Consider the following 24,478-nt stretch of genomic DNA (forward strand, 5'->3'; position numbering starts at 1 on the left):
CCTGACCTTGGCCATCTCGTCCTCCCACCGCCTCACGTCCGGCGGCCTGGCTTCCCGACCTGCCGTCCGTTATGCCCTGCGGGTGGTGGAACTTTCCGCCCTCGCCGAAGCATGGACGGGTGGGGCGGTGGAATCCGACGACCATCACCGGACATGGGGAGGCCGGAATGAGCATGCTGACGCGACACCTCAACGGTTCGCAGGAGAACGTCCAGATGTACAGCCGGCGGATGGACCTACCGATGCTGGGCGAGGTGGCCCTGCCGCCACCCGACAAGGTCACCTACTACGCCGGGATCGGCGTGCTCGCCGCGCTGCAGGTCATCGAGTGGCCGATCGCTCTGGTGGTCACCGCCGGCCACCTGCTGGCAGACCAGCATTTTTCCGGACTGGCGCGCGGGGTCGGGAGGGCGCTGCAGGACGCCTGACGAGAGCCGGGTCACGGCGATTGACATGAATCCGGGTTGAGGTCGGATGCTCGGTCCATGCAGAGCACAGTCGCCCCCGCCATACCCGCCGCAGCGGGACTGTTCGCACCCCGGCTGCGAGCGATGACGGTGGGCAGCGTCGCGTTGATCTCGTTGCTCGCTTTCGAGGCACTGGCGGTCGGTACGGCGATGCCGACCGTCGCCCGCAGCCTGGACGGGCTCGCGCTGTACGGGATCGCGTTCGGTGGTCCGTTCGCCACGGGTGTGCTGGCCATGGTGGTCTCGGGCATCTGGTGCGACGCCCGAGGGCCCCGGGGGCCGATGTGGCACGGCGTCGCGTGGTTCGTGGTCGGGCTGCTGATCGCCGGAACCGCGCCCGTGATGAGTGCGCTGGTCGTCGGGCGGGCGGTGCAGGGGTTCGGCTCCGGGTTGCTCTCGGTGGCGCTCTACGTGATCGTCGGGCAGGCGTACCCGCAGGATCTGCACCGGCGGATCTTCGCGGCGTTCGCGGCGGCGTGGGTCGTACCGTCGCTGGTCGGGCCGGCGATCGCGGGTCTGATCGTGCAGTACCTGGGCTGGCGGTGGGTCTTCCTGGCGGTCCCGGCGGTCGCCGTGCCGGCGGTGTTGCTGATCCATCCGGGCCTACGGTCGCTGGCTCGGAGTGTGGCGACCAGCCCGGCGGCCGGTGCGGCGGCACGGATCGGTTGGGCGTGCGGGGCCGCGGTGAGTGCCGCACTGCTGCACATCGGGGGACAGCAGCGTGGCGTCACCGCCCTGGTGCTGATCGCGGTCGCCGTGGTCGGCCTGCTGGTCTGCGCTCCCCGCCTGCTGCCGGCCGGATTCCTCCGGGCGGCCCGAGGGCTGCCCACCGTCGTCGGGCTGCGCGGGCTGGCGTCGGCGGCGTTCGTCGGCGCCGAGGTCGTCATCCCGTTGATGCTCTCCCGGGAGCGGGGCCTCTCGCCGACCGCGGCCGGGCTGGTCCTGACGGTCGGCGCGCTGGCGTGGTCGGTGGGCTCCTGGTTGCAGGGCCGGATTCCGGTGCCGGCCTCCCGGGCCAGCCTGCCGCGTGCCGGGCTGACCTGCATCACTGTCGGCACCGCCACTGTGGCGCTGGCCGTCCTTCCCGAGTTGCCGATCATGGTCGCCGTGCTCGGCTGGGCGGTCGCCGGCCTCGGCATGGGGCTGCTCTACCCGTCGTTGTCGGTGCTCACCCTGGAGCTGTCCGCCCCCGGTGAGCAGGGCCGCAACAGCTCGTCGCTGCAACTGGGCGACAACCTGTTCGCGGCGACCGTGCTGGCGCTCACCGGGGCGGTGCTGGCGGCGGGAAGCGCACCTGGCCCGGCCAGCTACACGTTGACCCTGGTAGTGGCTGCCGGCCTGGCGCTGCTCGGGGCGCTGCTGGCCGGCCGGGTCGTGGTGGGCAGGGGCGCGTAGCCGGGCTGACGATCCGCAGATTCGGCACCGCCCGACGCTGGTCGGCCGGAAGGATGGCGGGCGATGAGTTTCCTGACCGTCCTGCCGCTGGCCGTGGTGATGGTCGCCGGGACCAAGGTGGTCGTGGCGGTCTTCCTCGCCTCGGCGGACCGCCCTCGGGCCGCGTCGCTGGGGTTCCTCGTCGGCGGCGGGCTGGTGGTAGCCGCCGGGGTGACCGTGAGTTGGCTGGTCACCCGGCTCGTGGGCGGTCTGGCCATGGATGCCGGCGCCGTCGCCGGTCGGATCGACCGGGGTCCGGCCATCGACCTGGTGGTGCTCGTCCTGCTGGCCAGTCTGGCAGTGGTGGTGTGGCTGCGGCGGAATCGGGCCGGGCAGCCGCGGTGGCTGGGGGACCTCAACCACGCCGGTCCGGCCCGGGCGGCGCGACTCTGCGCGCTGCTCTTCGTCGTGACACCCAGCGACGACCTGACCATGGCAGCAGTGGGAGCGAGCGTCGCGCGGCACGACCTGCCGTGGTGGAACCTGGTGCCGTTCGTGCTGGTCACGGTCCTTCTGCTCGCTGTTCCGCTGCTGGCTCGGGTGGTGCTCGGGCCGCGCGCGGTGCGGTCGCTGACCCGGATGCGTGACTGGGCCGAGGGGCACTCCTGGGTGGTCGACGAGGTGCTGATCGGCTTCTTCGCACTGCTGACCATGGTGGATCTGGTGCGGTCGGGATGATCCACAACCCGTCATCAGTCGCCGTCCAGCACCGGCCGACCACCTCGCTGACACGTACGGGGGAACCGGGCGGAGATGAGAGCAACAACGGTTCACGTTCGTCTTACGGTGACGCCATGTTCGCTGTCGTCACCACGGTGATCCTCTACGTCTTCGGCTTCGTCTTCCTCTACGGCGTGATCCGGCTGGGTGTCCGCCACGCGTTGGAGGACCTGGAGTTGCAACGGGCCAAGGCCCACCGCGAGGAGGAGTTGGCGGCCGCCCGCGACCGCTCCTTCATGCGCGACAACGCCTTCCTCTCCGGCAGTTGAGCACCGGTTCGGTCCGGCCGAGGCCGGCGGTGTCCCGGGACGGCCCGGGAGCCGCCGGGCGGTTCGGCATGCCGGATGCGAGGATCGCACCCGTGATGGGAACGCTGAAGACCGAACCGGCCCGCGCCCGCCTCGACCTGCTCGCTCCGCCGGTGGCGGAGGCCATCGCGCAGTGGCCCGCCGACGCGCCCGTGGACGTCAACGATGTGCTGGTCGCGCCGATCGACGCCGAGCTCGCCGACACCGCCGCGTTCTGCGCGGCGTACGAGGTGGGATTGGACGTGTCGGCCAACTGCGTCGTGGTGGCTGGCAAGCGTGAGGGTGTGGTGCGCTACGCGGCCTGCATCGTCCTGGCCACCACCCGGGCCGATGTCAACGGGGTGGCCCGCCGCACGTTGGACGTGCGCAAGGCGAGCTTCGCGCCGATGGACGACGCGGTCGAGTTGACCGGCATGGAGTACGGCGGCATCACCCCGATCGGGCTGCCGGCGCAGTGGCCCATCCTGGTGGACGCGCGCGTGATCGCCACTCCGCACGTGATCATCGGGTCCGGCGTACGGCACAGCAAGATCGCACTGCCGGGGCCGGCGTTGGGTGCACTGCCCGGTGCGCAGGTGGTGGAAGGGCTGGCCAGGCCGGCCTGAGCAGGCACCGGCATCGATGTTGTTGCACGTGAAACATCGTGATCATCAATGTCGGGTGCCCCGGTGGCTCAGCGTGCCGCGGCCTCGCGCTGCTCGACCTCGCTGAGCGCGGCGAGCAGTGTCTGCACCTCCTGCGCGCCGGAGACCGCGTACTTTCCGGCCAGGACGAAGGTCGGCACGCTGGTGATGCCGAGGTCCCGGGCACCGGCCAACTCGGCGGCGATGTCGGTGACGCGCTCGTCGGAGTCGAGGAAGCGGCGGACGTCGACCGCGTCCAGGCCGATCCCACCGGCCACCGCGGCCAGCGCCTCTCGGGAGCCGACGTCGACACTCTCGTTGAAGTGCGCCTGGTAGAGCGCCTCCACCATCTCGGCCGCCCGACCGTGGTCGGTGGCGTAGGAGACCAGCCGGTGCGCGTCGAAGGTGTTGGCGATCACCGCGCGGTCGTAGTCCAGCCGCAGGCCGTCAGCCGCCGCCACCTGGGTCACGTGCGTGACCATCTGCTGGGCGCGCTCCGGGCCGCCGAACTTGCCGGCCAACGCCTGCACCAGCGGGAGCGGCTCGGGCACCGGTGACGGGTCGAGCTGGAACGGTCGGTAACGGACCGTCACCTCGCCCTCGTAACGGGCGAGGGCCTCATCCAGGCGGCGCTTGCCGATGTAGCACCACGGGCAGATGACGTCCGCGTAGATCTCGATTTCCATGATCGGTGGCAACCTCGCGGTCAGCCGAGTTGTTCCCGCACCTGACGCTTGAGCCGGCCCAGGATCGCCGTGCCGCCACGTATCCGCAGCGGGCTGATCGCCTGCGCCAGGCCCATCCGCTGGTAGAGGTCGTCCGGCACGTCCAGCACCTGCTCGGCGCTCGCGCCCGCCAGCCCTTCGGCGAGGATCCCGGCGAACGCCCGGGTGGTCGGCGCCTCCGGCGGGCAGTCGAAGACCGTCTCCACGGTGCCCTCCGGGGTCACCCTGGCGCGCAGGAAGAACGACGTCTGACACTCCGGCACCTGCTCCATGCCCTCGCGTGCGGCGGCGCCCTCCGGCAGCACCGGAATGACGTCGGCGTACTCCAGGAGCATCTCCAGCACCAGGTCGCGCGGGGCGGCAGCGAACTCGTCGACGATCTCGGCCAGTCGGGCCGGCATGTCAGCCATGCGTCGAGGCTACCGCCGGTCAGTTGTGAACAGGCCGGCGGCGCATACCGCGCCTGGCCGGCCCGTTCGTCATGCCGTTGGCGACTGCTCGCTGATCTCGCTGAGAGCGCTGGTGGGGTCGAGCTGCATGGCCAGGTCGCCGAGCGAGACGATCCCGACCAGCTTGCGATCACTGTCACAGACCAGCACACGCCGAATGCCCCGGTCGCGCATGAGCGCAGCCGCCTCACCCGCGGTGCAGTGCTGCTCGATCATGACCACCTCGCGGGTGACGATCGAGCCGATGGTGGTGGCCGCAGGGGAGCTGTTCTCCGCCACGGCCCGCACCACGATGTCCCGGTCGGTGAGCATGCCGGCGAGGCTGGCGCCATCGGTGACCACCACGTCGCCGATGTCCGCCTCCTTCATCACCCTGGCCGCTTCGTCCAGGGTGGTTTCGGCCGGCAGGTACACGACCTGTTTGGTCATCACATCACTGACCCGGTAACCGGTCATGAGAGCCCTCCGAAGACGTATCCACCCGATCCGACTGCACTACCCCGTGACGCGACAGCTACACCAGGCTCGCACGTTCCTGGCGTACCTCGTGGACGAGCTGGTCCACCAGACCCTCCAGCGGCAGCTCGGTGCGCCCGTCGCCGGCCCGCTCACGCAGCTCGACGTACCCGTCGGCGAGTCGGCGGCCGACCACGACGGCCCGGGGGATGCCGATCAGCTCGGCGTCGGTGAACTTCACCCCGGCCGAGACGTGCGTGCGGTCGTCGACCAGCACCCGCAGGCCGGCTGCGGCGAGGCGCTCGCCGAGCGCCAGCGCCGCGTCGAGCTGCAGGCCCTTGCCCGCAACCACCAGGTGTACGTCGCACGGCGCGATCGCCGCCGGCCAGACCAGCCCCCGGTCGTCGTGGTGCTGCTCGGCGACCGCCGCCACCGCCCGGGAGACCCCGATGCCGTAACAGCCCATGGTCGGTCGGACCGGTTTGCCGGCCGGACCGAGCACGTCGACAGCGAAGGCGTCGGTGAACCGGCGGCCGAGCTGGAAGATGTGCCCGATCTCGATGCCCCGCCGAATGGTCAGCTCGCCGTCGTCGCAGGCCGGGCAGGGGTCGCCGGCCCGCACCTCGGCGGCCTCGATCGTGCCGTCCGGTGTGAAGTCCCGACCGCAGACCACGTCGGTCGCGTGTCGGCCCGGCTCGTTCGCCCCGGTCAACCAGGCCGAACCGGTCACCACCCGCGGATCGACGAGGAGACGGATGCCCAGCTTGTCGAGCAGTTGCGGCCCGATGTACCCGCGTACCAGCTCGGGATGGTCGGCCCACTCCTCGAAGACGGCCACCTGGGCCGGGTGCAGGGCGGCCCCGACCCGCTTGAGGTCGACCTCCCGGTCACCCGGCAGCCCGATCACCAGAGGTTCGGAGCGGTCGGTGCCCGGCTGGCGGACGGAGAGCACGACATTCTTCAGTGTGTCGGCGGCGGTCCAGTCGTCCCGACCGCCCAACCTGCGGGTGTTGGCCAGCTCGACCAGGCTGGCGATCGTCGGGGTCTCGGGTGTGTCGTGCACCTCGACGGACGGCTGCGCGCCCGGGTCGCCGGTGGCCGGTGCCCGGGTCACCACCGCCTCGGTGTTGGCTGCGTAGTCGCAGGCCGTGCAACCGACGTAGGTGTCCTCACCGACCGGTGTCGCCGCCAGGAACTCCTCCGACGCCGACCCGCCCATTGCGCCGGACATCGCCCGCACCACCGTGTAGTCCAGGCCCAACCGGTCGAAGATCCGCCGGTACGCCGCCCGATGCCGTGCGTACGCGTCCCGCAGCCCCGCATCGTCCAGGTCGAAGGAGTACGCGTCCTTCATCAGGAACTCCCGGCCGCGCAGCAGACCGGCCCGGGGCCGGGCCTCGTCGCGGAACTTCGTCTGCACCTGGAACAGCGTCACCGGGAAGTCCCGGTACGAGGTGAACAGATCCTTGACCAGCAGCGCCGCCATCTCCTCGTGGGTGGGCGCCAACAAGTGCTCGGCGCCGCGCCGGTCGGCGAGGGTGAAGATGTCGTCGCCGTACTCCGCCCAGCGGCCGCTCGTCCGGTAGGGATCGGCCGGCAGCAACGCCGGGAAGTGCACCTCCTGGTCGCCGATCGCGAACAGTTCGCCACGCACCACGTCGGTGATCCGATCCAGCACCAGCTTGCCCAGCGGCAGCCAGGTGTAGCCGCCCGGTGCGGCACGACGGATGTAGCCGGCGCGCAGCAGCAACCGATGGCTCGGCACCTCCGCGTCGGCCGGATCCTCGCGCAGGGTCCGCAGCAGCAGGGTCGACATGCGTAGCAGCATGCGCGCAGCGTAGAGCCGTGCCGAGCGCCCGAGCGACCCAATTCGTCCGGTGCGTCGCGGGCCGTTGCCCGGGAATCCTCAAAAATGGCCCGTCCGTGCCGGCAACCACTGTTGCCCGGGGCGACGTCTGGAGAGGCATCACGTCCCTCACGCACCACGACCCAAAGGACCGGCCCGTGTGGACCCTCTGCTGAGTGAGTTCGACTCGTTCGTCCGTACCCGCACGCCGGCGCTGCTGCGCTCGGCCTACCTGCTCACCGGTGACCAGCACCTGGCCGAGGACCTCGTCCAGTCGGCGCTGGCCCGAACACACCGGTCCTGGAACCGGCTGCACCACAGCGGCAACGCCGAGGCCTACACCCGCAAGACCATGTACCACCTGCAGGTGTCCTGGTGGCGGCGGCGCCGGGTACCCGAGTCGATGCCGGGCGACCTGCCCGAGCCACGCGGAGGCGACTCGGCCCCCGACCATGCCCACCAGACCAGCCTGCGGCTCACCCTGTGGGCGGCGCTGGCGAAGCTCTCGCCGAAGCAACGTGCCGTGCTGGTGCTGCGGTTCTTCGAGGACCGCACCGAAGTGGAGGCCGCCGAACTGCTCGGGGTCACGGTCGGCACCGTGAAGAGCCAGACGGCGAAGTCGCTGGCCAAGTTGCGAGTGGTCGCGCCCGAGCTCGCCGAGCTGTACGTCCTGGAAGGAAGCGCCCGATGAACGACCAGCGCCTCCGGCTCGATCTGACCGAGCTGGCCAAGGAGGTCACCGTGGTCGACCTGCGGGACCGGACCCTGCGTACGTCCCGACGGCTCGGCATCCAACGGGCGGTGGCCACCTCCGCCGCCGCTCTGGTGCTGATCGCGGCGGCGGCCGGCACCGCCTTCGCCATCCGACCGAACGGGTCTTCGCCCCCGCTGCCGGCCGACACCCCGTCGGTCACGGCGTCGCCGACGCCGTCGGCCGACCCGACGCCGTCCACCAGCACCAGCGACGCACCGGCCTCACCGCCCAGTAGCGGGTCCAGCACGAACACGTCGACGGTGAAGATCGGCAAGCTCTTCTACGGGCCCGCCGAGATCACCGGCGCCCAGAACGCGAACCTGCGTTCCTGGCGCCCCGGCGACAACCCCGTGCGACTGCTGGCGCTGCCCGAACTCGCGTTGAAGGGCAACGTGAGCGTCTCGCCGGACGGCCGCCGGGTGGCCTGGGTGGACAGCGATGGCACCAGCAACAACCTCTTCGTCGCCAACGCCGACGGCTCCGACAAGCAAAAGGTGCGCTCGGATGTGGATCCGTACTGCGTCACCGCGGTCTGGTCGCCAGACGGGCGGCAACTGCTGTTCCGCGAGACAAAGGCGAACGACGCGGGTGGACCTGGCCGGTATGGCGTGCTGGACGTGCGCTCGACGGCAAAGACCGTGCGCTGGTGGACCACTGAACCTGACGCCTGTCACGCCCTCTGGTCGGCCGACGGTCAAACCATCGCCATGAACACCAACCTCGGGGTCACGCTCTACGGCAAGGACGGCGCGACGAGGCGAGTCGTTCCCGGCTTCTCCCGGGACGGTTGGCGTAGCAACGACATCGCCAGTCTCTCCCCGGACGGCTCCCGGGTCGCCCTGCTGCGGGAAAAGCCGGGTGGGGACGATGGCGACGTCGCCCGTGACCTGCGGGTCAACGGTGTGTGGGACACCCGCACGGGCACATCAATGGCGCTGCCGTTGGGTGGGCGCACGCTGCGGCAGGTCTACTTCCAGACCGACGGGTCGATGGTCGTCCGGGTCCAGGGCGGCAACGGGTACGCCGTGCTGCTGGTCGGCGAGGACGGCAGGAAGATCTCCGAGACCGCCGAGCCGGCGGCTCTGAAGGACATGCAGATCCTCGCCGTCGTGAGCTGACGGCAAGCAAGGCGAAGGGCGGGTCACCTCGGGTGGCCCGCCCTCCGCGGCCTCCGAGCCGATCGACGCAGGGCGTTGATCACCGTCGGTGATCTGCGGAAATGGTTGCCGGGGCGGCCGGATCCGAGTGTCGGATAGCGGCGTCCGGCGGCGACAACTCAGCACGACCAGGGGCTCGTCTTGGGTGGTGTCCCGTCCGGGAGCGAACCTCCATAAAGGAGTAACACCATGAACCTCGGCCCGTTCACCCAGCCCGCCCGTCGTTCCGGCGTCCTCGTCTGTACGGCCGCCCTGCTGTTCCTGACGCTTGGTGCCACGGCCTGCGGTCCCGCCGGGCCGGACCGCGCGTCCGCTCCCGCCGGAACCGACGGTGGAGTTCCCGCGACCGGTGACACCTCGGTCGGCGGGGCGGGTGGTTCCGGGTCCGAAGCGGCCCCCGTCACCGCGGCTCCGGCCGGCCCGGCCGTCGGCTCGTCCCAGTGGCCGCAGCTGACCTGGTACACCGCCCAGGAGTACGGCCAGAAGCAGAACGATCCGGCTCGGGTCTGGCGGCGTACGGCAAATGGAGGTTGGCAGTTGGTGCGTGCGGGCCGGCCGGGCAACGGTACGGCCGCCGGGCAGATCGCCGTCGCGCCGGACGGCCGACGGGCCGCGTGGGCCGAGGCGTCCGTCAAGCGGCTGGTGATCAGCGACTTCGACGGCACGAAGCAGCACGCCGTTCCGACGCAGGGCCAGCAGACCTGCGCCCCGAGCTGGCTCGACTCCGACCGGGTGCTGTTCGGCCTGGGCAGGGAGAAGGACTGGACCATCGTCGCCGTCAACGCCGACGGCACCGGCCGGAAGGTGGTCGCCACCCGGCAGGCGAGCTGCCCGACGGTGTCCGGTGGGTGGATCGCCCAGTTCACCCATCGAGCGGTGCACGTCCGCGACGAGCGGGGCGCCGAACGTTCGATCACCCCGCGCGTCCCGAAGGGCCTCGTCATCGACGGGGTGGCCGGGATCTCCCGCGACGGTCGGTTCCTGGTGATCAGCACCCACGTGCCCAACGCCGGTGAATGCGGATGCGGCTGGCGGTTCCGCACCTACCGGGTGGACGCCGCCAGTGGGAAGGCGACCGAGCTGACCCCGCTCGAGCGGGCCTGGAGCGAGCCGACCGGCCACGGCCAGGCCGTCGAGGCTGTCGCTCTGGCCGACGGTGGCCTGGTGGTCCAGGTCGACACCGCGACGCCTGCGGACGACGCGCCGGCGTACCGGTTGGTCCGCTACAGCGCTGACGGCCGGGTGCAGGCCGACACGGCGGTTCCCGCCGGCCAGCCGCGAGGCGGCCTGCTGGGTTGAGCCAACCGGTGGACTTCCATCGGTACGACGAGGGACCGGCCGCTCACGGGGGTGGCCGGTCCCTCCTGTCGACCCGGCCGCCACTGTCTCGGGTCGGGCCGCCAGGATTGGGCGACATGGGTGTCGCGCGGCTGGCCCATGACCTCCGCCACGTCCGTCATTCGGGGCGGTGCCGGTGGTGTCTCCGGTGACAGACTGGTCGCCGCAGGCAACGAATGGCGTAGGGAGGCGCGGGTGCGCTGGCGCAGTTTTGTCGCGGTCGGGGACAGCTTCACCGAGGGAATGGACGACGCGTACCCGGACGGCACCTACCGGGGGTGGGCGGACCTGGTGGCGACCCGGCTCGCCGCCGAGGCGGGCCCCGACTTCCGCTACGCGAACCTGGCCATCCGCGGCCGGCTCTTCCCCGGAGTGGTCGCCGAGCAGGTGCCGGCGGCGGTGGCGATGAAACCCGACCTGATCAGCTTCGCGGCCGGCGGCAACGACGTGCTGCGCCGCAGCTTCGACCCGGACACGCTGGTGGCCCGCTTCGACGAGGTGGTCCGGCAACTGCGCTCGGGCGGCGCGGACGTGCTGCTCTTCCGCTTCGCCGACGTGATGGCCCGACTGCCCGGCCAGCGACTCGTCGCTCCCCGGGTGCAGCTGCTCAACCAGGCGGTCGGCGAGACCGCCGAGCGGCACGGCGCGATCATGGTCGACCTGTACGCCGACGACACCTTCCTCAACCCGATGCTCTGGAGCACCGACCGGCTGCACCTCTCCCCGGCCGGCCACCGGCGGGTCGCCGGGCAGGTGTTGAACGCGCTCGGGGTTGGTTGCGACGAGGAGTGGCTGATGGTCCCGCCGCACCCGGCCCCGTCGCCGTGGCTGGCCGCCCGCGCCGCCGACCTGCGGTGGGCCGGTCAGCACCTCGCACCGTGGGTGCGGCGACGGCTCACCGGTCGGTCGTCCGGCGACACGGTGACGGCGAAGCGTCCCCTGCTCGGGCCGATCGTCGACTGAGCATGCTCACCCTGCACACCGCGCCGCTGCTGTGGCGTGACCGGGCCGGCGAGGCGGTGCCGGAGCACGCCGTCCTGGTGGGCGGCGACCGGATCGAGGCCGTCGGACCGCTGGCCGAGCTGACCGCCGCGTACCCGGGCGTTCGGGTCCGCCGGTGGCCCGGCACCCTGGGGCCGGGTCTGCTGCACGACGGCCCGCTGCCGGCGGCACCCACCCCACGCGAGCGGGTGCACGCCCTGCTGCAAAACGGAGTGACGGCGGTGTTGGCCGAGCACCTGACCGACCCGCTGCTGCGGGCTGCCGTCGACAGGAGCGACCTGCTGGTGCTGCCCGTCGCGGTGTCGGGGGTGCTGCTTCCGGGCGGGCGCGCCGACCTTGCGGTCCACGGTGTCGACGGTGTCTGCCTGGTGACCGTGGTCGCCGGACGAATCGTCCATCGCCGCGCCTGAACGGCACTATCAACGTTCCCCGCACCACATCTGTGGCCCCCGATCCCCGATGGCGGGCCGTCCGGTCGTGTCGCGGCGTAGTTTGGGGATCATGTCTGTGCCGAGCGATCCTGATCCCCGCCTCCAGTCGTACGCGGACCCGCAACGGCTGGTCACCACCGAGTGGCTGGCCGAGCACCTGGGCGACGAGGGCCTCGTCGTTGTCGAGTCCGACGAGGACGTGCTCCTCTACGAATCCGGTCACATCCCCGGTGCCGTGAAGGTCGACTGGCACCTGGAGCTGAACGACCAGGTGACCCGGGACTACCTGGACGCGAAGAGCTTCGCCGAGCTGTGTGCCGCGAAGGGCATCGGCCGGGGCGACACCGTCGTCTTCTACGGCGACAACTTCAACTGGTGGGCCGCGTACGCCCTCTGGGTGTTCTCGCTCTTCGGCCACGCCGACGTGCGACTGCTCGACGGTGGTCGGCAGAAGTGGATCGCCGAGGGCCGCGAGGTGACCCGCGACAAGCCGGCTCGGCCCCCCGCCGACTACCCGGTGCCGCTGCGGGACGACGCGCCGCTTCGCGCCTACCGTGAGCAGGTCATGGCGCACATCGCCGCCGGACGGCCGCTGGTCGACGTCCGGTCGCCGAGTGAGTACACCGGCGAGACGCTGCACATGCCGGACTACCCGCAGGAGGGCGCGCTGCGTGGCGGCCATATCCCGGGTGCTGTCAGCAAGCCGTGGAAGTCCGCCGCCAACGAGGACGGCACCTTCAAGTCCGCCGACGAGCTGCGGGCGATCTACGCGGACCAGCTCGGGCTCAGCCCCGACGACGACGTGATCGCGTACTGCCGGATCGGTGAGCGGTCCAGCCACACCTGGTTCGTGCTGCGGCACCTGCTGGGCTACCCGCAGGTGCGCAACTACGACGGCTCGTGGACCGAGTGGGGCAACCTGGTCCGGGCACCCGTGGTCAAGGGCGACCAGCCCGGCGGCCTCGCCGCCTGACCAAGCCGGCCGGCCCTGTCCCCGCGCGACCACCCGGCCGCGCGGGGACGAGGGCTCAGCCGGCCAGTGCCACCATGCCGGTCAGCTCGCGGACCACGCCGGTGACCTCGCCGGTCTCCGGATGCCAGCGCACCAGGCCGCCCGGCTGCAGGCGGAGCAGGACGGCACCCCGGTTGTCCCAGCCCAGCACCTCGCAGCAACCCTTCCACCGGTCACGGCCGAGGTCGAGCACGTGGGCCACCGCACCGGTCCGGGCATCCAGCACGGCCACCCCCTCGGCACCGTCGATCTCGCTGTTGGTGATCCACGCCGAGCGGGCCAGGCGTTCGCCGTGCAGCCAGCCCCGGCCGTAGAACTCGTTGACCTGGTACGGCACCGGTAGCGGGCCGCCGGTGACCTTCTGTTCGGAACGAACCGTGCCCTCGCGGGCGGTACGGCTGCGCAGCGTGAGGTTGTCCCGCATGCCGCTCACCTCGACGAGCGCCGCCTCGCGGCCGGCCGCCGGGTCGGGCGCGACCAGGTCCCAGAGCGAGACGTTGAGCTGGCTGGCCGCGCCGGAGGCCCGGTCCACCGCGTACGTCCGGCCGTCGCCGCCGACCAGCACCCGGTCGCCCGCCCAGACCACCATTTCCAGGTAGCCATCGAGGGGGATGCGGCGCACGGTCGCCGTGGTGAGGTCGACCATGATCAGCTCATTGGTCTGCGCGAACGCGGCCGACCGGCCGTCCGGCGAGAGCACTCCCGACTTCAGGGCGGGCGCCTGGTTGCCGCCCTCGTCCCGGGTGGGGGCCGGGGTCACCACGTCGAGACTGCGCACCACACCGTCGTCCCCGAGCACCCGGACGGGACCGTCCGCGCGGTACTCCTCGCTGTGAAACGGCTGGAACAGCGCCAGCGCCCGTTTGACCGGTCGGGCGGAGAGCGGCACTGTCGCCGGGTCACCGAGTCGGGCCAGCGGGTCAGGTGGGAAGGTCAGCTCGGCGGGGGCGCGCACCACCGGTCCGGCGTGGTTGGGCACGACGGTCGGCGCCACCGAGTGGTCCGGCGGTGGGTTGGCGGGCGGTCGTAGGGCAGCGACAGTGCCGCCACCGATCAGCACCACGGCCACTGCCACCGCGCCGACGGCCCGGCGGGTACGCCGAGTGCGCCGGGCCCGTTCCCAGCCGGTCACCGCGGGGTGGCTGGGCCGGACGTCCTCGACGCTGACGGTCAGCAGTTGACGCAGGTCCTGCTCGTTCACGGGTTCACCTCCACGCCGGTCGCCAGGTCGCCGGACGCTGCGGGGCGCTGGCTCGGTCGGGCATCCCGGGCCAGGTCCGGAGCGACCTCGCGGAGTCGGCGCAGCGCCGCGTGACACTGGCTCTTCACGGTGCCGACGGTCACCCCGAGCGCCTCGGCGGTGGCGACCTCGGTCAGATCCTCGTAGTAGCGCAGCACCAGCACGGCCCGCTGCCGTGGCGGCAGCAGGCCCAACGCGTCGTGCAGCGTCAGCCGCAACGCGCCGTCCCGGTCGTGGGCCACCTGCTCCGGAGGTGTGGCGCTGAGCCATTCCCGCCGCCGGCGACGCCACCACGACACCGCGTCGCGGTAGAGGATGGCCCGCACGTACGCGGAGGGGTCGCCGTCGCGGACCGAGGACCAGCGCAGCGCGAGCTTCAGCAGGGCGTCCTGGAGCAGGTCTTCGGCCTGGTGCCGGTTGCCACAGATCAGGTAGGCGGCGCGCAGCAGCCGGTGTTGGTGGCTCTCCACGAAGGCGAGGTAGCCGTCGCGTCCGTCGTTTCTCGTGGCTGCCATCCGCCCCCCTTCCGGCCGTCGCGATGCGCGTCACCTGGCAGACGCACGGGAAGGGGGAAAAGGTTGGGTCAGCCCTCCGGCGTTCCGGTCAGATAGCGCTGGAGGGTCGGCGCGACCCAGGAGACCAGGTCCTGCGGTGTGGTGTCCACCATCGGCGGCAGGCGAACGACGTACCGGGTGTAGGCGAGGCCGAGGATCTGACTGGCCACCAGGCCGGCGCGCCGGGCGGTAGTGGTCGGGTCGGTGCCGAACGTGGCCACGGCCGCGGTGAGCTGGTCGGCGAAGATGCCGCGCATCCGTTCGGCGGCACCGGGGTTGGTGCTGGCGGCCCGCAGCAGCGCCACGAGCGTCTCGTCGCCTTCCCAGCGGGTGAGGAAGTGCCGGACCAGCGTCTCACCGAGCTGGTCGGGTGGCACCGCGGCCAGGTCGGGCAGTCGGAGGTCGAACTCGGCCGCCGCCGCGAAGAGTCCCTCCTTGCTGCCGTAGTAGCGCATGACCATCGACGGGTCGATCTGGGCGTCGGCGGCGATGGCCCTGATCGTGGCCCGCTCGTAGCCGTCCGCCGCGAACCGTTCCCGGGCCGCGCGCAGGATCGCCGCCCGGGTGGCGTCCGAGCGGCGGGGAGAGGTCGGTTGGGCAGACGCTGTCATGTCAACGACCGTAGGCCAACACCTGTTGACACGCAATCGACAGGCCTCTAGCGTCGCCAACAAGTGTTTGCCAACACATGTTGGCAATGGTCTTCTGGAGGTGGCCATGCTGCCCACGAGCACCGACGTCCTGGTGGTGGGCGCAGGCCCCACCGGCCTCGCCACCGCGCTGACGCTGGCCCGGCGCGGGATCGAGGTGACAGTGCTGGACCAACTGGCCGAGCCGCCGATCACCTCGCGCGCGGCCGTCGTGCACGCGTACACCCTGGAGGTGCTGGACCGGATCGGCGCTGCGGCGCCGCTGGACGCCCAGGGGGTGCGGACGCCGCGCTTCACCGTGCGCGACCGGGACCGCGTGCTGCTGTCGGTGCCGTTCCACGAGCTGCCGTCCCGGTTCCCCTACGCGCTGCTGGTCTCCCAGTCGGTCACCGAGGCGGTGCTCGCCGGGCAGTTGGCCGACCTCGGCGTCCAGGTGCGGCGACCGTGCCGGCTGACCGGGTTGGCCACCACCGGTGCCGGGGTGCTCGCGCAGGTCGACGGAAAGACGCTGCGCGCCCGGTTCGTCGTCGGAGCGGACGGGCTGCACAGCACCGTCCGTCAGTTGGTCGGCATCGGCTTCACCGGCCCCAGCGACGAGGAGTCCTTCGTGCTCGCCGACGTACGGGTGCGAAGCGTTCTGCCCCGCGACGAGGCGGCGCTCTTCCTCGCCCGCCCCGGGCCGCTGATCTGGGCCCCGCTCCCGGACGGGGTGGTCCGACTGGTCGCCGCCGTGGCGACGGCCCCGGCCGAGCCGGACGAGGCGTACCTCCAGGCGCTGCTCGACGAGCGCGGTCCGGCGCGACGACCCGACCGGGTGACCGAGGTGCTCTGGGGCTCCCGGTTCCGGGTGCATCACCGGATCGCCGACACGTTCCGAGCCGGGCCGGTGCTGTTGGCCGGAGACGCCGGGCACGTGCACAGCCCCGCCGGCGGGCAGGGCATGAACCTCGGCATCTGCGACGCGGTCGCCCTCGGCACCGCGCTGGCGGACGTGCTCGACGGTGGTCCGGACGCGCTGCTCGACGACTACACCGCCCGGCAGCGCCCGATGGCCGAGGACGTGCTCAGCTTCGCCGCCGGGCTGACCCGGCTGGCCACCGTCTCCCCGGCCCGCCGGCCAGCCCGTGACGTGCTGTTGCGGCTGCTCGGTGCCGTGCCACCGTGGCGCCGACGGATCGCGCTGCGCCTGTCCGGGCTGTCCCACCGGGAACGCACGCCGGGCTAGACCGCACTAGGGGATCAGGTCTCGCGCGACCGGCACCGGCTGGGCACCCGCGGGCGGGCCGGCCGGCCGCAGTGTCCGCCACGCGGCCACTGTGACCAGCGCGAAGATGCCGGCCGCCGCACCCGCCACCGGCGCCGTCCCGTACGCGGCGGCGGCCAGCCCGGCGAGCGCCGCACCGATCGGTGCGGTGAGCAGGCCGACCATCCGCTGGGCCGATCCGACCCGGCCGAGCAGCCCGGCCGGCACGTTCCGCTGCCCGTACGACGCCCACAGGCTGTTCCACACCACTGTCCCGGCGGCGAAGACGGCCAACGCGAAGCCGCCCGGGACCGGATGTCGGGCCAGCGCGAACCCGGTCAGCGCCACGGTCTCCGCGGCGAGCACCACGCACAGCGCCGGCACCGTGCCGAGTCGGGCGGCGAGCCGACCGGACCCGAGCGCCCCCACCACGCCCCCGACGATCGCGGCGGCGGCGAACAGCCCGTACCCGGCTGGCGGCACCCGCAGCACGTCCAGCGCATAGAGCACCAGCACCGCCATGATCCCGCTGATCGCCAGGTTGCTCGCGGCGGTGAGCAGGGTGACCCGCCACAGGGTCCGGTGCGCGCGCAGCCAACGCAGCCCTTCGACGATCTCGCCCCACACCGACCCGCGCCGAGTGCCGGACCGCGCCTGCACGCTCGCGACGGGAGTGGGGGCGAGGGCCAGCACGAGCAGCGCCGCCGCGGCGAAGGTGACGGCGTCGAGGGCGAACGGGAGAGCCGGGGCGACGGCGAAGAGGACACCGGCGGCGGGCGCCCCGAGGAAACCGCCGGCGACCGCCGACCCCGCCTGGAGTCGACCGTTCGCCCGGGGCAGCGCATCCGGTGGCACCAACGCGGGGAGCAGCGCGAACGAGGCCGAGTCGAAGAGCGTGCCCAGTGTGGCGAGCAGGAACGCCGCGACCAGCAGCACCACGACACCGACGCGGTCGAGTGCGACAGTCACGGCCAGTGCCGCCACCACGACGGCACGGATGCCGTCGACCAGGGCCATCGTCCGACGACGGTCCCAGCGGTCCGCGTACACGCCGCCGAGCAGACCGAAGATCAGCGGCGGCAACTGACCGGCCACGGTGACCGCCGCGATGACCCGCGGGTCGCGGGTCACGGTCGCCGCCAGCAGGGCCAGTGCCGGCGTACGCAGCGCGTCCCCGAACCGCGACGAGACGGCGGCGGACCAGAGCAGCCGGAAGTCCCGGCCCAGAGCTGAGGAGGTCATCCGGTGACCGTGCGGGTTCGACCGGGTCGAGGGTCAAGCCGTGGACGTCGTCACCGCTGCTCCACCGAGGGCTGCTCGCGGGTCTACGCTTGCCCGGTGACGGTGGAGCAGCAGGCACGGGGTGCGGCGGGCGCGGGCCGGCGCAGGTCCCGCAAGGACGAGATCCTGGAGATCGCGGTCGGTCTGTTCGCCGCCCGTGGCTACCACGGTGTGTCGATGGACGACATCGGTGCGGCGGCGGGGGTCACGGGTCCGGCGCTCTACCACCACTTCGCCGGCAAGGAGGCCATGCTGGCCGCCGCGCTGATCCCGGTCAGTGACGGGTTGCTGGCCGGTGGGCGGGAACGTGCCGCCGGCCGCCCGGACGACCCGCGCGGTGTGCTGGAGTCGCTGATCGACTTCCACGTCGAGTTCGCGCTGGCCAACCCGGCGGTGATCGCGTTGCACCTGCACGAGTTGGACCGCCTGCCGGAGGAGCCGCGACGGCAGATCCGTCGCCTGCAACGGCTCTACGTCGAGGAGTGGGTGACAGTGCTCACCGCGCTGCACCCGGGCATGCCCGACGGTGAGGCCCGGGTGCTCGCTCACGCCGCGTTCGGTCTGATGAACTCGACCCCGTTCCTCGGTGGCGAGGTGGACCGCCGACGCCGTGCCGAGCTGCTGCGCGGCGCGACCCTGGCCGCGCTGCTCGCCTGAGCCGACTCGTCAGAACCGCACCGGTCATGATTCCCTGACTACCGTCCCACCATCCGGACGCCGGGAGGAAACATGATCGAGTCACTGCTGGTCGCCAATCGGGGCGAGATCGCCCGCCGGATCATTCGGACCGCCAAGCGGCTCGGCATCCGCGCGATCGCTGTGTACTCGGAGGCCGATGCCGACCTCCCGTTCGTGGCCGAGGCGGACGAGGCCGTTCTCATCGGCCCGCCGAACCCGGCGCAGAGCTACCGCAACGCCGAGGCGATCCTCGCCGCCGCGAAGGCGACCGGTGCGCAGGCCATCCACCCCGGGTACGGCTTCCTGTCGGAGAACGCCGAGTTCGCCCGTACCGTCGAGTCGAGCGGCCTGATCTGGATCGGGCCTGACGCTGACGCGATCACCGCGATGGGCGACAAGATCAATGCCCGGAACCTGATGGCGGCGGCCGGCGTTCCGGTCGCGCCCGGCACCACCGACCCGGCCGCCGACCTGGACGCGGCGGTGACGGCCGCCGCCGGGATCGGCTACCCGGTGATGGTCAAGGCCGCGGCCGGTGGCGGCGGCATGGGCATGGGCGTCGCCGTCGACGAGGCCGCGCTGCGCACCGAGTACGACAAGGTGCGCGCGTTCGCCGAGCGGATGTTCGGCGACGGCTCGGTGCTGATCGAGCGGTACTTCCCCCGGGTGCGGCACGTCGAGGTGCAGATTCTCGGTCTGGCCGACGGCCGGGTGGTGGCGCTCGGCGAGCGGGAGTGCTCGGTGCAGCGACGCAACCAGAAGCTGGTCGAGGAGTCGCCGTCCCCGGCGGTGTCGCCGGAGCTGCGATCTCGCCTCCTGGCGGCGGCGGTACGCGCGGGTGAGGCGGTCAGCTACCGCAACGCGGGCACCGTGGAGTGCCTGCTCGATCCGGAGACGAACGAGTTCTTCTTCCTGGAGATGAACACGCGCCTCCAGGTGGAGCACCCGGTGACCGAGTACGTCTACGGCGTGGACCTGGTCGAGGAGCAGTTGCGGGTGGCGTCGGGGCTGGCGCCGACCTTCGACCCGGACGCGTTGGCGCCGAGCGGCCACGCCATCGAGCTGCGGATCAACGCCGAGGACCCGAAGCGCTTCCTGCCCGGCCCCGGCGTGGTCAGGACCTGGGTGGAGCCCACCGGCGAGGGTGTCCGGGTCGACTCCGGTTACACCGAGGGCAACACGGTCACCCCGTTCTACGACAGCCTGCTGGCCAAGCTCATCATCAGCGGCGCCACCCGTGACGAGGTGCTGGAGCGGGCGAAGGCAGCGGTCGCCGCCTTCCAGATCGAGGGCCCGAAGAACAACGTCCCCTTCTTCGCCGAGCTCCTGACCAACGAAGAGTTCCTCTCCGGCGCCTACGACACCGGCATCGTCTCCCGCATGCGCTGACGGGCTCGGCCTGGCCTGGCTCGGCCTGGCCTGCCGGCGAGACTGGTTGGTGCGCCCTTTGCTCTGCTTACCTATATGCGACAGCATGGCCGACAGTGGCCGTCGCATATAAGGCAGCAGAGCAAAGCGGCCGACATGCTGTCCCGATCCGACGTCACAGCGAGGTGACCGATGAGCCATTTGCCAGATTCCGTGTCGATCCGTGAGGTTGGGCCGCGGGACGGGTTGCAGAACGAGGACCCGATCCCGACCGACGCCAAGGTGCGGCTGCTCGACGCGCTCTCCGGCACTGGCGTACGCCGGATCGAGGCGGTGTCGTTCGTGCACCCGAGGGCGATCCCGCAGATGGCCGACGCCGACGAGGTGTGGCAGCGGGCGGTCAGGGCCGACGGGGTGCGGTACTCGGCGCTGGTGCCGAACACCCGGGGCGCCCAGCGGGCCCTCGCCGCCGGCTTCACCGAGATCGAAGTGGTGGTCTCCGCCAGCGACACGCACAACCGGCGCAACGTCAACCGGTCGACCGACGAGTCGCTGGACGACATCGCCGAGCTGATCGACCTGCTGCACGGCGCGTCCGCGCAGGTCGAGGTGATCGTGGCGACCAGCTTCGGCTGCCCGTACGAGGGTGACATCGACCCGGCGCGGGTGGCCGGCATCGTCGACCGGGTGGTCCGCGACGGCGCGGACCGTGTCGCGTTCGGCGACACCACCGGCATGGGCACCCCACGCCGGGTCCGCGAGCTGCTGACCGCGGTACGCGACCGCAACGCGCACGTGCCGGTGCTGCTGCACTTCCACAACACCCGGGGTACGGCGCTGGCCAACCTGTTGACCGCGCTGGAGCTGGGGGTGACCGAGTTCGACGCCAGCGTCGGTGGCCTGGGCGGCTGCCCGTACGCGCCCGGGGCCAGCGGCAACCTGGCCACCGAGGAGGCGGTGCACATGCTGCACGACATGGGCATCGACACCGGCATCGACCTGGCGGCCCTGATCGGGGCGGCGGAGCTGGCCGAGGAGTTGCTCGGCAAGAAGCTCCCGTCCGGCGTGCTGCGGGCGGGCCCGCGTACCCGCCTGACGCCGATGCCGAGCTGACCGGTTCGGACACGACGAAGGGGCCGGCGCACGCGCCGGCCCCTTCCTGGTGCCAGGTCGATCAGCTCACCGAGGTGAGCGCGCTCGGCCAGCTGTCGCGGAAGATGTCCGCGCTGCGGTCGGTGGCGCTGAACGTGCCGGCGAAGAGGTTGCTCACCCGGCTCGCCTCGGCGGAGCTGGGGTAGGCGTTGGTGCAGCTGGTGCCGGCGCTGCCGCCGGACATCAGCAGCGCGCAGTTGCCGTTGTAGTTGTCCGGCAGGCCGAGGATGTGCCCGATCTCGTGGGTCATGATCCGCAGCACGCTGTACTGGGCGGCCTGCTGGGTGTCGATGTAGACCCGGCCGTTGCCGAGGCTGGTCCGCACGGCGTACGAGCCACCGCCGGTGATCCGGTAGATGCGGAGGTTGGAGCCGCAGTTCGCCGAGAGGGTCAGGTTCACGGTGGCGTTGTTCCAGATCGAGGCGGCCTGGTTGGCGACGCTGGCGTAGCTTCCCGCCTGGCTGGTGTTGTAGCAGATGGTCATGGCGGCGGACGCGGGCGACGGGTTGGCGACCGTGACGCCGAGGGTGGCGAGTGCCGTCGCGAGGAACGCGACCGCGAGCCGATTGAGTCGTGAGGTCATCGCTGACTCCGATCTGGGAGGGGGTGTCAGGAGCCTAGCGACAAGCATTCATCTTTTTCAATGTCTTGCGTCAAGCTTCGCCGTCTGATCCGCCCATGGGTCGCCGACCGTCGCGCCGATGCGCTAGCCTAACGATCGTTCAGGTCGTAATGGCGAGGGAGTCGGCGTGACGCTCGACGGTGAGGCACTGGAGCAACTGCGCAAGCGGGCCCGGTCCGGCGGCGCGGACAAGTACCACGCGGCCAACGCGGCCAAGGGCAAGCTCTTCGCCCGTGAGCGGGTCGCGCTCCTGGTCGACGAGGGCTCCTTCGTCGAAGACGGCCTCTACGCCAACACGATGGCCGAAGGGCTGCCCGCCGACGGGGTGGTCACCGGCACCGCCACGATCGACGGCCGACAGGTCTGCCTGATGGCCAACGACTCCACCGTCAAGGCCGGCAGCTGGGGCGCCCGCACCGTCGAGAAGATCATTCGGATCATCGAGCGGGCGTACGGCGCCGGTGTGCCGATGGTCTACCTGGTCGACTCGGCCGGCGCCCGGATCACCGACCAGGTTGACCTCTTCCCCGGCCGCCGTGGCGCCGGCAAGATCTTCTGGAACCAGGTGCGCGCCTCCGGCTCGATCCCGCAGGTGTGCGCGCTGTTCGGCCCGAGCGCCGCCGGAGGGGCGTACATTCCGGCGTTCTGCGACGTGGTCGCCCTGGTCGACGGCAACGCGAGCATGTATCTGGGCTCGGACCGGATGGTCGAGATGGTCACCGGCGAGAAGACCACCCTGGAAGCGATGGGTGGGGCCAAGGTGCACACCACCGAATCCGGCGTCGGGCACTTCCTCTGCAAGACCGAGGCCGACGCGCTCGACGTGGTGAAGACCTACCTGTCGTACCTCCCGGCGAACTGGACGCAAGCGCCGCCGACCGCGCCGGCCGTCGCCGCCCCCGCCAAGGCCGACCTTGCCGCGCTCGTGCCGGCCAGCGAGCGGCAGGCGTTCGACATGCGGCGCTACGTCAAGGGCCTGCTCGACGAGGGTTCCTTCTTCGAGATCCAGGCCCTCTGGGCCAAGGAGCTGACCATCGGCTTCGGCCGACTCGACGGCCAGGTCGTCGGTGTGGTCGGCAACAACTCGATGTTCAAGGGCGGCGTGCTCTTCGTCGACTCGGCCGACAAGGCGACCCGGTTCGTGCAGCTCTGCGACGCGTTCAACGTGCCGCTGCTGTTCCTCAGCGACGTACCCGGCTTCATGGTCGGCAGCGCGGTGGAGAAGCAGGGCATCATCCGGCACGGCGCGAAGATGATCACCGCGATCTCCGAGGCGACGGTGCCGAAGATCTGCGTGGTGGTCCGCAAGGCGTACGGCGCCGGCCTCTACGCGATGGCCGGTCCCGGGTTCGAGCCGGACGCCACGATCGCGTTGCCGACCGCGAAGATCGCGGTGATGGGGGCCGAGGCCGCCGTGAACGCGGTCTACGCCAACAAGATCGCCGCCATCGCGGACGAGAACGAGCGGGCCGCCTTCGTCGCCGCGAAGCGGGCCGAGTACGAGCAGGACATCGACGTCGTCCGCCTGGCCAGCGAGCTTGTGGTGGACGCCATCGTCGAGCCGCAGGACCTGCGCACCGAGCTGGTCCGTCGGTTCGCGGCGGCGCGTACGAAGGATCGGCACTTCTCCCGCCGTCGGCACGGCGTCACCCCGGTCTGATCCTCGATCCGGGCCCCGCACAGCGACCCGCCCCGGCGTCACGAGCGCCGGGCGGGACCGTCCTTACAGGAGGATGAGATGGACTTCCGGCTCACCGACGAACAAGCCGCGCTGCGGGACAGCGTGCGGGACTTCGCGCGCGAGGTGGTCGCCCCGGTCATCGCCGAGCACTACGAGCAGCACACCTTCCCGTACGAGGTGATCCGGCAGATGGGCAAGATGGGCCTGTTCGGCCTGCCCTTCGGCGAGGAGCACGGCGGCATGGGCGGCGACTACTTCGCCCTTTGCCTGGCCCTGGAGGAGATCGCCCGGGTCGACTCCAGCGTGGCCATCACGCTGGAGGCGGCGGTCTCGCTGGGCGCGATGCCGATCTACCGCTTCGGCACCGAGGAGCAGAAGGCGACCTGGCTGCCCAAGCTGCTCAGCGGCGAGGCGCTGGCCGGTTTCGGTCTCACCGAGCCCGGCACCGGCTCCGACGCCGCCGGCACGCAGACGCGGGCGGTGCTGGACGGCGACCAGTGGGTGATCAACGGCTCGAAGGCGTTCATCACCAACTCGGGCACCGACATCACGGCCATGGTGACCGTCACCGCGGTGACCGGCACGAACCCGGACGGCTCCAAGGAGTTGTCGACCATCATCGTGCCGACCGGCACACCCGGGTTCACCGTGGCGCCGGGCTACTCCAAGGTGGGATGGACCGCCTCGGACACCCACGAGCTGACCTTCGACGACTGTCGCGTGCCGGCGGCCAACCTGCTCGGCGCACGTGGCCGGGGTTTCGCCCAGTTCCTGCGAATCCTCGACGAGGGCCGGATCGCCATCGCCGCGCTGGCCGTCGGCCTCGCCCAGGGCTGCGTCGACGAGTCGATCAAGTACGCGAAGGAGCGGCACGCCTTCGGCCGGCCGATCGGTGCCAACCAGGCGATCCAGTTCAAGATCGCTGACATGGAGCTGAAGGCGCACACCGCCCGGCTGGCCTACTACGACGCCGCCGCCCGGATGCTGGCCGGCGAGCCGTTCAAGCGGCAGGCTGCCATCGCCAAGCTGCACGCCAGCACGATCGCTGTGGACAACGCCCGGGAGGCCACCCAGATCCATGGCGGCTACGGCTTCATGAACGAGTACCCGGTGGCCCGTTTCTGGCGGGACTCCAAGATCCTGGAGATCGGCGAGGGCACCAGTGAGGTGCAGCGCATGATCATCGCCCGCGATCTGGGCCTCTGAGAGATCCAGCCGGACACCCGCACCGGGTGGACCGCCCGTACGGCTGTCGGGTTTCGGCGGGTGGGCGTCAATAGCCCGACG

26 protein-coding genes are annotated in these 24,478 nt (G+C 71.4%); 17 read left to right on the forward strand and 9 right to left on the reverse strand.

Annotation, left to right across the window (positions count from 1 at the left end):
• Positions 1 to 167 precede the first annotated feature (167 nt).
• The 5 genes from HNR22_RS19370 (at position 168) to HNR22_RS19390 (ending at position 3,534) form a co-directional block, all read left to right on the forward strand.
• Positions 168 to 428 carry a hypothetical protein gene (locus HNR22_RS19370; RefSeq protein ID WP_179781529.1) on the forward strand — a complete coding sequence of 87 codons (261 nt, stop codon included), beginning with the start codon at positions 168 to 170 and terminating at the stop codon, positions 426 to 428.
• A 57-nt stretch (positions 429 to 485) separates the two neighbouring features.
• A complete protein-coding gene (locus HNR22_RS19375) occupies positions 486 to 1,862 on the forward strand; it encodes an MFS transporter (protein WP_179781530.1) in 1,377 nt (458 codons plus the stop codon).
• A 63-nt stretch (positions 1,863 to 1,925) separates the two neighbouring features.
• Positions 1,926 to 2,579 (forward strand): GAP family protein, encoded by a 654-nt coding sequence (locus HNR22_RS19380; protein WP_179781531.1) that lies wholly within the window; start codon positions 1,926 to 1,928, stop codon positions 2,577 to 2,579.
• 116 nt (positions 2,580 to 2,695) lie between these two features.
• The gene (locus tag HNR22_RS19385) at positions 2,696 to 2,890 is read left to right on the forward strand and encodes a hypothetical protein (RefSeq protein ID WP_088950818.1); all 195 of its coding nucleotides are present in this window, start codon (positions 2,696 to 2,698) and stop codon (positions 2,888 to 2,890) included.
• A gap of 95 nt (positions 2,891 to 2,985) precedes the next feature.
• Positions 2,986 to 3,534 (forward strand): YbaK/EbsC family protein, encoded by a 549-nt coding sequence (locus tag HNR22_RS19390; protein WP_088950819.1) that lies wholly within the window; start codon positions 2,986 to 2,988, stop codon positions 3,532 to 3,534.
• Positions 3,535 to 3,602: 68 nt separating this feature from the next.
• On the opposite strand, the gene HNR22_RS19395 is transcribed toward HNR22_RS19390, so the two are convergent.
• From HNR22_RS19395 to HNR22_RS19410, 4 genes are all read right to left on the reverse strand, one after another.
• The gene (locus tag HNR22_RS19395; protein ID WP_179781532.1) at positions 3,603 to 4,238 is read right to left on the reverse strand and encodes a DsbA family oxidoreductase; all 636 of its coding nucleotides are present in this window, start codon (positions 4,236 to 4,238) and stop codon (positions 3,603 to 3,605) included.
• Between the two features lie 20 nt (positions 4,239 to 4,258).
• Positions 4,259 to 4,687: a SufE family protein gene (locus HNR22_RS19400; protein ID WP_088950821.1), complete on the reverse strand. Its 429-nt coding sequence runs from the start codon at positions 4,685 to 4,687 to the stop codon at positions 4,259 to 4,261.
• Positions 4,688 to 4,756: 69 nt separating this feature from the next.
• Positions 4,757 to 5,182, reverse strand: a complete 426-nt coding sequence (locus HNR22_RS19405) for a CBS domain-containing protein (RefSeq protein WP_179781533.1) — start codon at positions 5,180 to 5,182, stop codon at positions 4,757 to 4,759.
• A gap of 58 nt (positions 5,183 to 5,240) precedes the next feature.
• A complete protein-coding gene (locus tag HNR22_RS19410) occupies positions 5,241 to 7,010 on the reverse strand; it encodes a proline--tRNA ligase (protein WP_179781534.1) in 1,770 nt (589 codons plus the stop codon).
• A gap of 178 nt (positions 7,011 to 7,188) precedes the next feature.
• On the opposite strand from HNR22_RS19410, the gene HNR22_RS19415 reads away from it, so the two are divergent.
• The 6 genes from HNR22_RS19415 to HNR22_RS19440 all read left to right on the forward strand — a co-directional run bounded on the left by HNR22_RS19415 (position 7,189) and on the right by HNR22_RS19440 (position 12,683).
• The gene (locus HNR22_RS19415) at positions 7,189 to 7,719 is read left to right on the forward strand and encodes a SigE family RNA polymerase sigma factor (RefSeq protein WP_179781535.1); all 531 of its coding nucleotides are present in this window, start codon (positions 7,189 to 7,191) and stop codon (positions 7,717 to 7,719) included.
• The gene (locus tag HNR22_RS19420; RefSeq protein ID WP_179781536.1) at positions 7,716 to 8,900 is read left to right on the forward strand and encodes a TolB family protein; all 1,185 of its coding nucleotides are present in this window, start codon (positions 7,716 to 7,718) and stop codon (positions 8,898 to 8,900) included. Before HNR22_RS19415 ends, HNR22_RS19420 begins: the two co-directional genes overlap by 4 nt.
• A 228-nt stretch (positions 8,901 to 9,128) precedes the next feature.
• Positions 9,129 to 10,238, forward strand: a complete 1,110-nt coding sequence (locus HNR22_RS19425) for a TolB-like translocation protein (RefSeq protein ID WP_179781537.1) — start codon at positions 9,129 to 9,131, stop codon at positions 10,236 to 10,238.
• A gap of 234 nt (positions 10,239 to 10,472) precedes the next feature.
• The gene (locus HNR22_RS19430; RefSeq protein WP_179781538.1) at positions 10,473 to 11,240 is read left to right on the forward strand and encodes a GDSL-type esterase/lipase family protein; all 768 of its coding nucleotides are present in this window, start codon (positions 10,473 to 10,475) and stop codon (positions 11,238 to 11,240) included.
• 2 nt (positions 11,241 to 11,242) lie between these two features.
• Complete coding sequence (locus HNR22_RS19435; RefSeq protein WP_179781539.1) at positions 11,243 to 11,689, forward strand: imidazolonepropionase-like domain-containing protein; 447 nt, start codon at positions 11,243 to 11,245, stop codon at positions 11,687 to 11,689.
• A gap of 91 nt (positions 11,690 to 11,780) precedes the next feature.
• Positions 11,781 to 12,683: a sulfurtransferase gene (locus HNR22_RS19440; protein ID WP_179781540.1), complete on the forward strand. Its 903-nt coding sequence runs from the start codon at positions 11,781 to 11,783 to the stop codon at positions 12,681 to 12,683.
• A 55-nt stretch (positions 12,684 to 12,738) separates the two neighbouring features.
• On the opposite strand, the gene HNR22_RS19445 is transcribed toward HNR22_RS19440, so the two are convergent.
• The 3 genes from HNR22_RS19445 to HNR22_RS19455 form a co-directional block, all read right to left on the reverse strand.
• The gene (locus HNR22_RS19445) at positions 12,739 to 13,923 is read right to left on the reverse strand and encodes a hypothetical protein (RefSeq protein WP_179781541.1); all 1,185 of its coding nucleotides are present in this window, start codon (positions 13,921 to 13,923) and stop codon (positions 12,739 to 12,741) included.
• On the reverse strand, positions 13,920 to 14,477 hold the full coding sequence (locus HNR22_RS19450; RefSeq protein WP_179781542.1) for a SigE family RNA polymerase sigma factor: 558 nt from the start codon (positions 14,475 to 14,477) through the stop codon (positions 13,920 to 13,922). The genes HNR22_RS19445 and HNR22_RS19450 overlap by 4 nt, the downstream gene beginning before the upstream one ends.
• A gap of 68 nt (positions 14,478 to 14,545) precedes the next feature.
• On the reverse strand, positions 14,546 to 15,127 hold the full coding sequence (locus tag HNR22_RS19455; protein ID WP_179781543.1) for a TetR/AcrR family transcriptional regulator: 582 nt from the start codon (positions 15,125 to 15,127) through the stop codon (positions 14,546 to 14,548).
• A 106-nt stretch (positions 15,128 to 15,233) separates the two neighbouring features.
• Here HNR22_RS19455 and HNR22_RS19460 point away from each other — a divergent pair, with 106 nt between their 5' ends.
• Positions 15,234 to 16,391, forward strand: a complete 1,158-nt coding sequence (locus tag HNR22_RS19460) for an FAD-dependent oxidoreductase (RefSeq protein ID WP_179781544.1) — start codon at positions 15,234 to 15,236, stop codon at positions 16,389 to 16,391.
• A 6-nt stretch (positions 16,392 to 16,397) separates the two neighbouring features.
• On the opposite strand, the gene HNR22_RS19465 is transcribed toward HNR22_RS19460, so the two are convergent.
• On the reverse strand, positions 16,398 to 17,651 hold the full coding sequence (locus HNR22_RS19465; RefSeq protein WP_179781545.1) for an MFS transporter: 1,254 nt from the start codon (positions 17,649 to 17,651) through the stop codon (positions 16,398 to 16,400).
• A 96-nt stretch (positions 17,652 to 17,747) separates the two neighbouring features.
• Between HNR22_RS19465 and HNR22_RS19470 the strand changes: the two genes are divergently transcribed.
• The 3 genes from HNR22_RS19470 (at position 17,748) to HNR22_RS19480 (ending at position 20,849) form a co-directional block, all read left to right on the forward strand.
• The gene (locus HNR22_RS19470) at positions 17,748 to 18,347 is read left to right on the forward strand and encodes a TetR/AcrR family transcriptional regulator (protein WP_088950830.1); all 600 of its coding nucleotides are present in this window, start codon (positions 17,748 to 17,750) and stop codon (positions 18,345 to 18,347) included.
• 72 nt (positions 18,348 to 18,419) lie between these two features.
• The gene (locus tag HNR22_RS19475) at positions 18,420 to 19,757 is read left to right on the forward strand and encodes an acetyl-CoA carboxylase biotin carboxylase subunit (RefSeq protein WP_179781546.1); all 1,338 of its coding nucleotides are present in this window, start codon (positions 18,420 to 18,422) and stop codon (positions 19,755 to 19,757) included.
• A 180-nt stretch (positions 19,758 to 19,937) separates the two neighbouring features.
• Positions 19,938 to 20,849 (forward strand): hydroxymethylglutaryl-CoA lyase, encoded by a 912-nt coding sequence (locus HNR22_RS19480; RefSeq protein WP_179783629.1) that lies wholly within the window; start codon positions 19,938 to 19,940, stop codon positions 20,847 to 20,849.
• A 61-nt stretch (positions 20,850 to 20,910) separates the two neighbouring features.
• Here HNR22_RS19480 and HNR22_RS19485 read toward each other — a convergent pair whose 3' ends face one another.
• A complete protein-coding gene (locus HNR22_RS19485; protein WP_179781547.1) occupies positions 20,911 to 21,471 on the reverse strand; it encodes a snapalysin family zinc-dependent metalloprotease in 561 nt (186 codons plus the stop codon).
• Between the two features lie 166 nt (positions 21,472 to 21,637).
• Between HNR22_RS19485 and HNR22_RS19490 the strand changes: the two genes are divergently transcribed.
• Positions 21,638 to 23,170 carry a carboxyl transferase domain-containing protein gene (locus HNR22_RS19490; RefSeq protein WP_179781548.1) on the forward strand — a complete coding sequence of 511 codons (1,533 nt, stop codon included), beginning with the start codon at positions 21,638 to 21,640 and terminating at the stop codon, positions 23,168 to 23,170.
• A 78-nt stretch (positions 23,171 to 23,248) separates the two neighbouring features.
• Positions 23,249 to 24,397 carry an acyl-CoA dehydrogenase family protein gene (locus tag HNR22_RS19495; RefSeq protein ID WP_179781549.1) on the forward strand — a complete coding sequence of 383 codons (1,149 nt, stop codon included), beginning with the start codon at positions 23,249 to 23,251 and terminating at the stop codon, positions 24,395 to 24,397.
• Positions 24,398 to 24,478 lie beyond the last annotated feature (81 nt).

Origin of the sequence: Micromonospora jinlongensis (genome assembly GCF_013410645.1) — a bacterium.
Classification (GTDB): Bacteria; Actinomycetota; Actinomycetes; order Mycobacteriales; family Micromonosporaceae; genus Micromonospora; species Micromonospora zamorensis.

Excerpts from the sequence above, each read along its gene's own strand:
- HNR22_RS19370 (WP_179781529.1), top strand. The coding sequence starts at position 168 with ATGAGCATGCTGACGCGACACCTCAACGGTTCGCAGGAGAACGTCCAG.
- HNR22_RS19375 (WP_179781530.1), top strand. The coding sequence starts at position 486 with ATGCAGAGCACAGTCGCCCCCGCCATACCCGCCGCAGCGGGACTGTTC.
- HNR22_RS19380 (WP_179781531.1), top strand. The coding sequence starts at position 1,926 with ATGAGTTTCCTGACCGTCCTGCCGCTGGCCGTGGTGATGGTCGCCGGG.
- HNR22_RS19385 (WP_088950818.1), top strand. The coding sequence starts at position 2,696 with ATGTTCGCTGTCGTCACCACGGTGATCCTCTACGTCTTCGGCTTCGTC.
- HNR22_RS19390 (WP_088950819.1), top strand. The coding sequence starts at position 2,986 with ATGGGAACGCTGAAGACCGAACCGGCCCGCGCCCGCCTCGACCTGCTC.
- HNR22_RS19395 (WP_179781532.1), bottom strand. The coding sequence starts at position 4,238 with ATGGAAATCGAGATCTACGCGGACGTCATCTGCCCGTGGTGCTACATC.
- HNR22_RS19400 (WP_088950821.1), bottom strand. The coding sequence starts at position 4,687 with ATGGCTGACATGCCGGCCCGACTGGCCGAGATCGTCGACGAGTTCGCT.
- HNR22_RS19405 (WP_179781533.1), bottom strand. The coding sequence starts at position 5,182 with ATGACCGGTTACCGGGTCAGTGATGTGATGACCAAACAGGTCGTGTAC.
- HNR22_RS19410 (WP_179781534.1), bottom strand. The coding sequence starts at position 7,010 with ATGCTGCTACGCATGTCGACCCTGCTGCTGCGGACCCTGCGCGAGGAT.
- HNR22_RS19420 (WP_179781536.1), top strand. The coding sequence starts at position 7,716 with ATGAACGACCAGCGCCTCCGGCTCGATCTGACCGAGCTGGCCAAGGAG.
- HNR22_RS19425 (WP_179781537.1), top strand. The coding sequence starts at position 9,129 with ATGAACCTCGGCCCGTTCACCCAGCCCGCCCGTCGTTCCGGCGTCCTC.
- HNR22_RS19435 (WP_179781539.1), top strand. The coding sequence starts at position 11,243 with ATGCTCACCCTGCACACCGCGCCGCTGCTGTGGCGTGACCGGGCCGGC.
- HNR22_RS19440 (WP_179781540.1), top strand. The coding sequence starts at position 11,781 with ATGTCTGTGCCGAGCGATCCTGATCCCCGCCTCCAGTCGTACGCGGAC.
- HNR22_RS19450 (WP_179781542.1), bottom strand. The coding sequence starts at position 14,477 with ATGGCAGCCACGAGAAACGACGGACGCGACGGCTACCTCGCCTTCGTG.
- HNR22_RS19455 (WP_179781543.1), bottom strand. The coding sequence starts at position 15,127 with ATGACAGCGTCTGCCCAACCGACCTCTCCCCGCCGCTCGGACGCCACC.
- HNR22_RS19460 (WP_179781544.1), top strand. The coding sequence starts at position 15,234 with ATGCTGCCCACGAGCACCGACGTCCTGGTGGTGGGCGCAGGCCCCACC.
- HNR22_RS19465 (WP_179781545.1), bottom strand. The coding sequence starts at position 17,651 with ATGACCTCCTCAGCTCTGGGCCGGGACTTCCGGCTGCTCTGGTCCGCC.
- HNR22_RS19475 (WP_179781546.1), top strand. The coding sequence starts at position 18,420 with ATGATCGAGTCACTGCTGGTCGCCAATCGGGGCGAGATCGCCCGCCGG.
- HNR22_RS19485 (WP_179781547.1), bottom strand. The coding sequence starts at position 21,471 with ATGACCTCACGACTCAATCGGCTCGCGGTCGCGTTCCTCGCGACGGCA.
- HNR22_RS19495 (WP_179781549.1), top strand. The coding sequence starts at position 23,249 with ATGGACTTCCGGCTCACCGACGAACAAGCCGCGCTGCGGGACAGCGTG.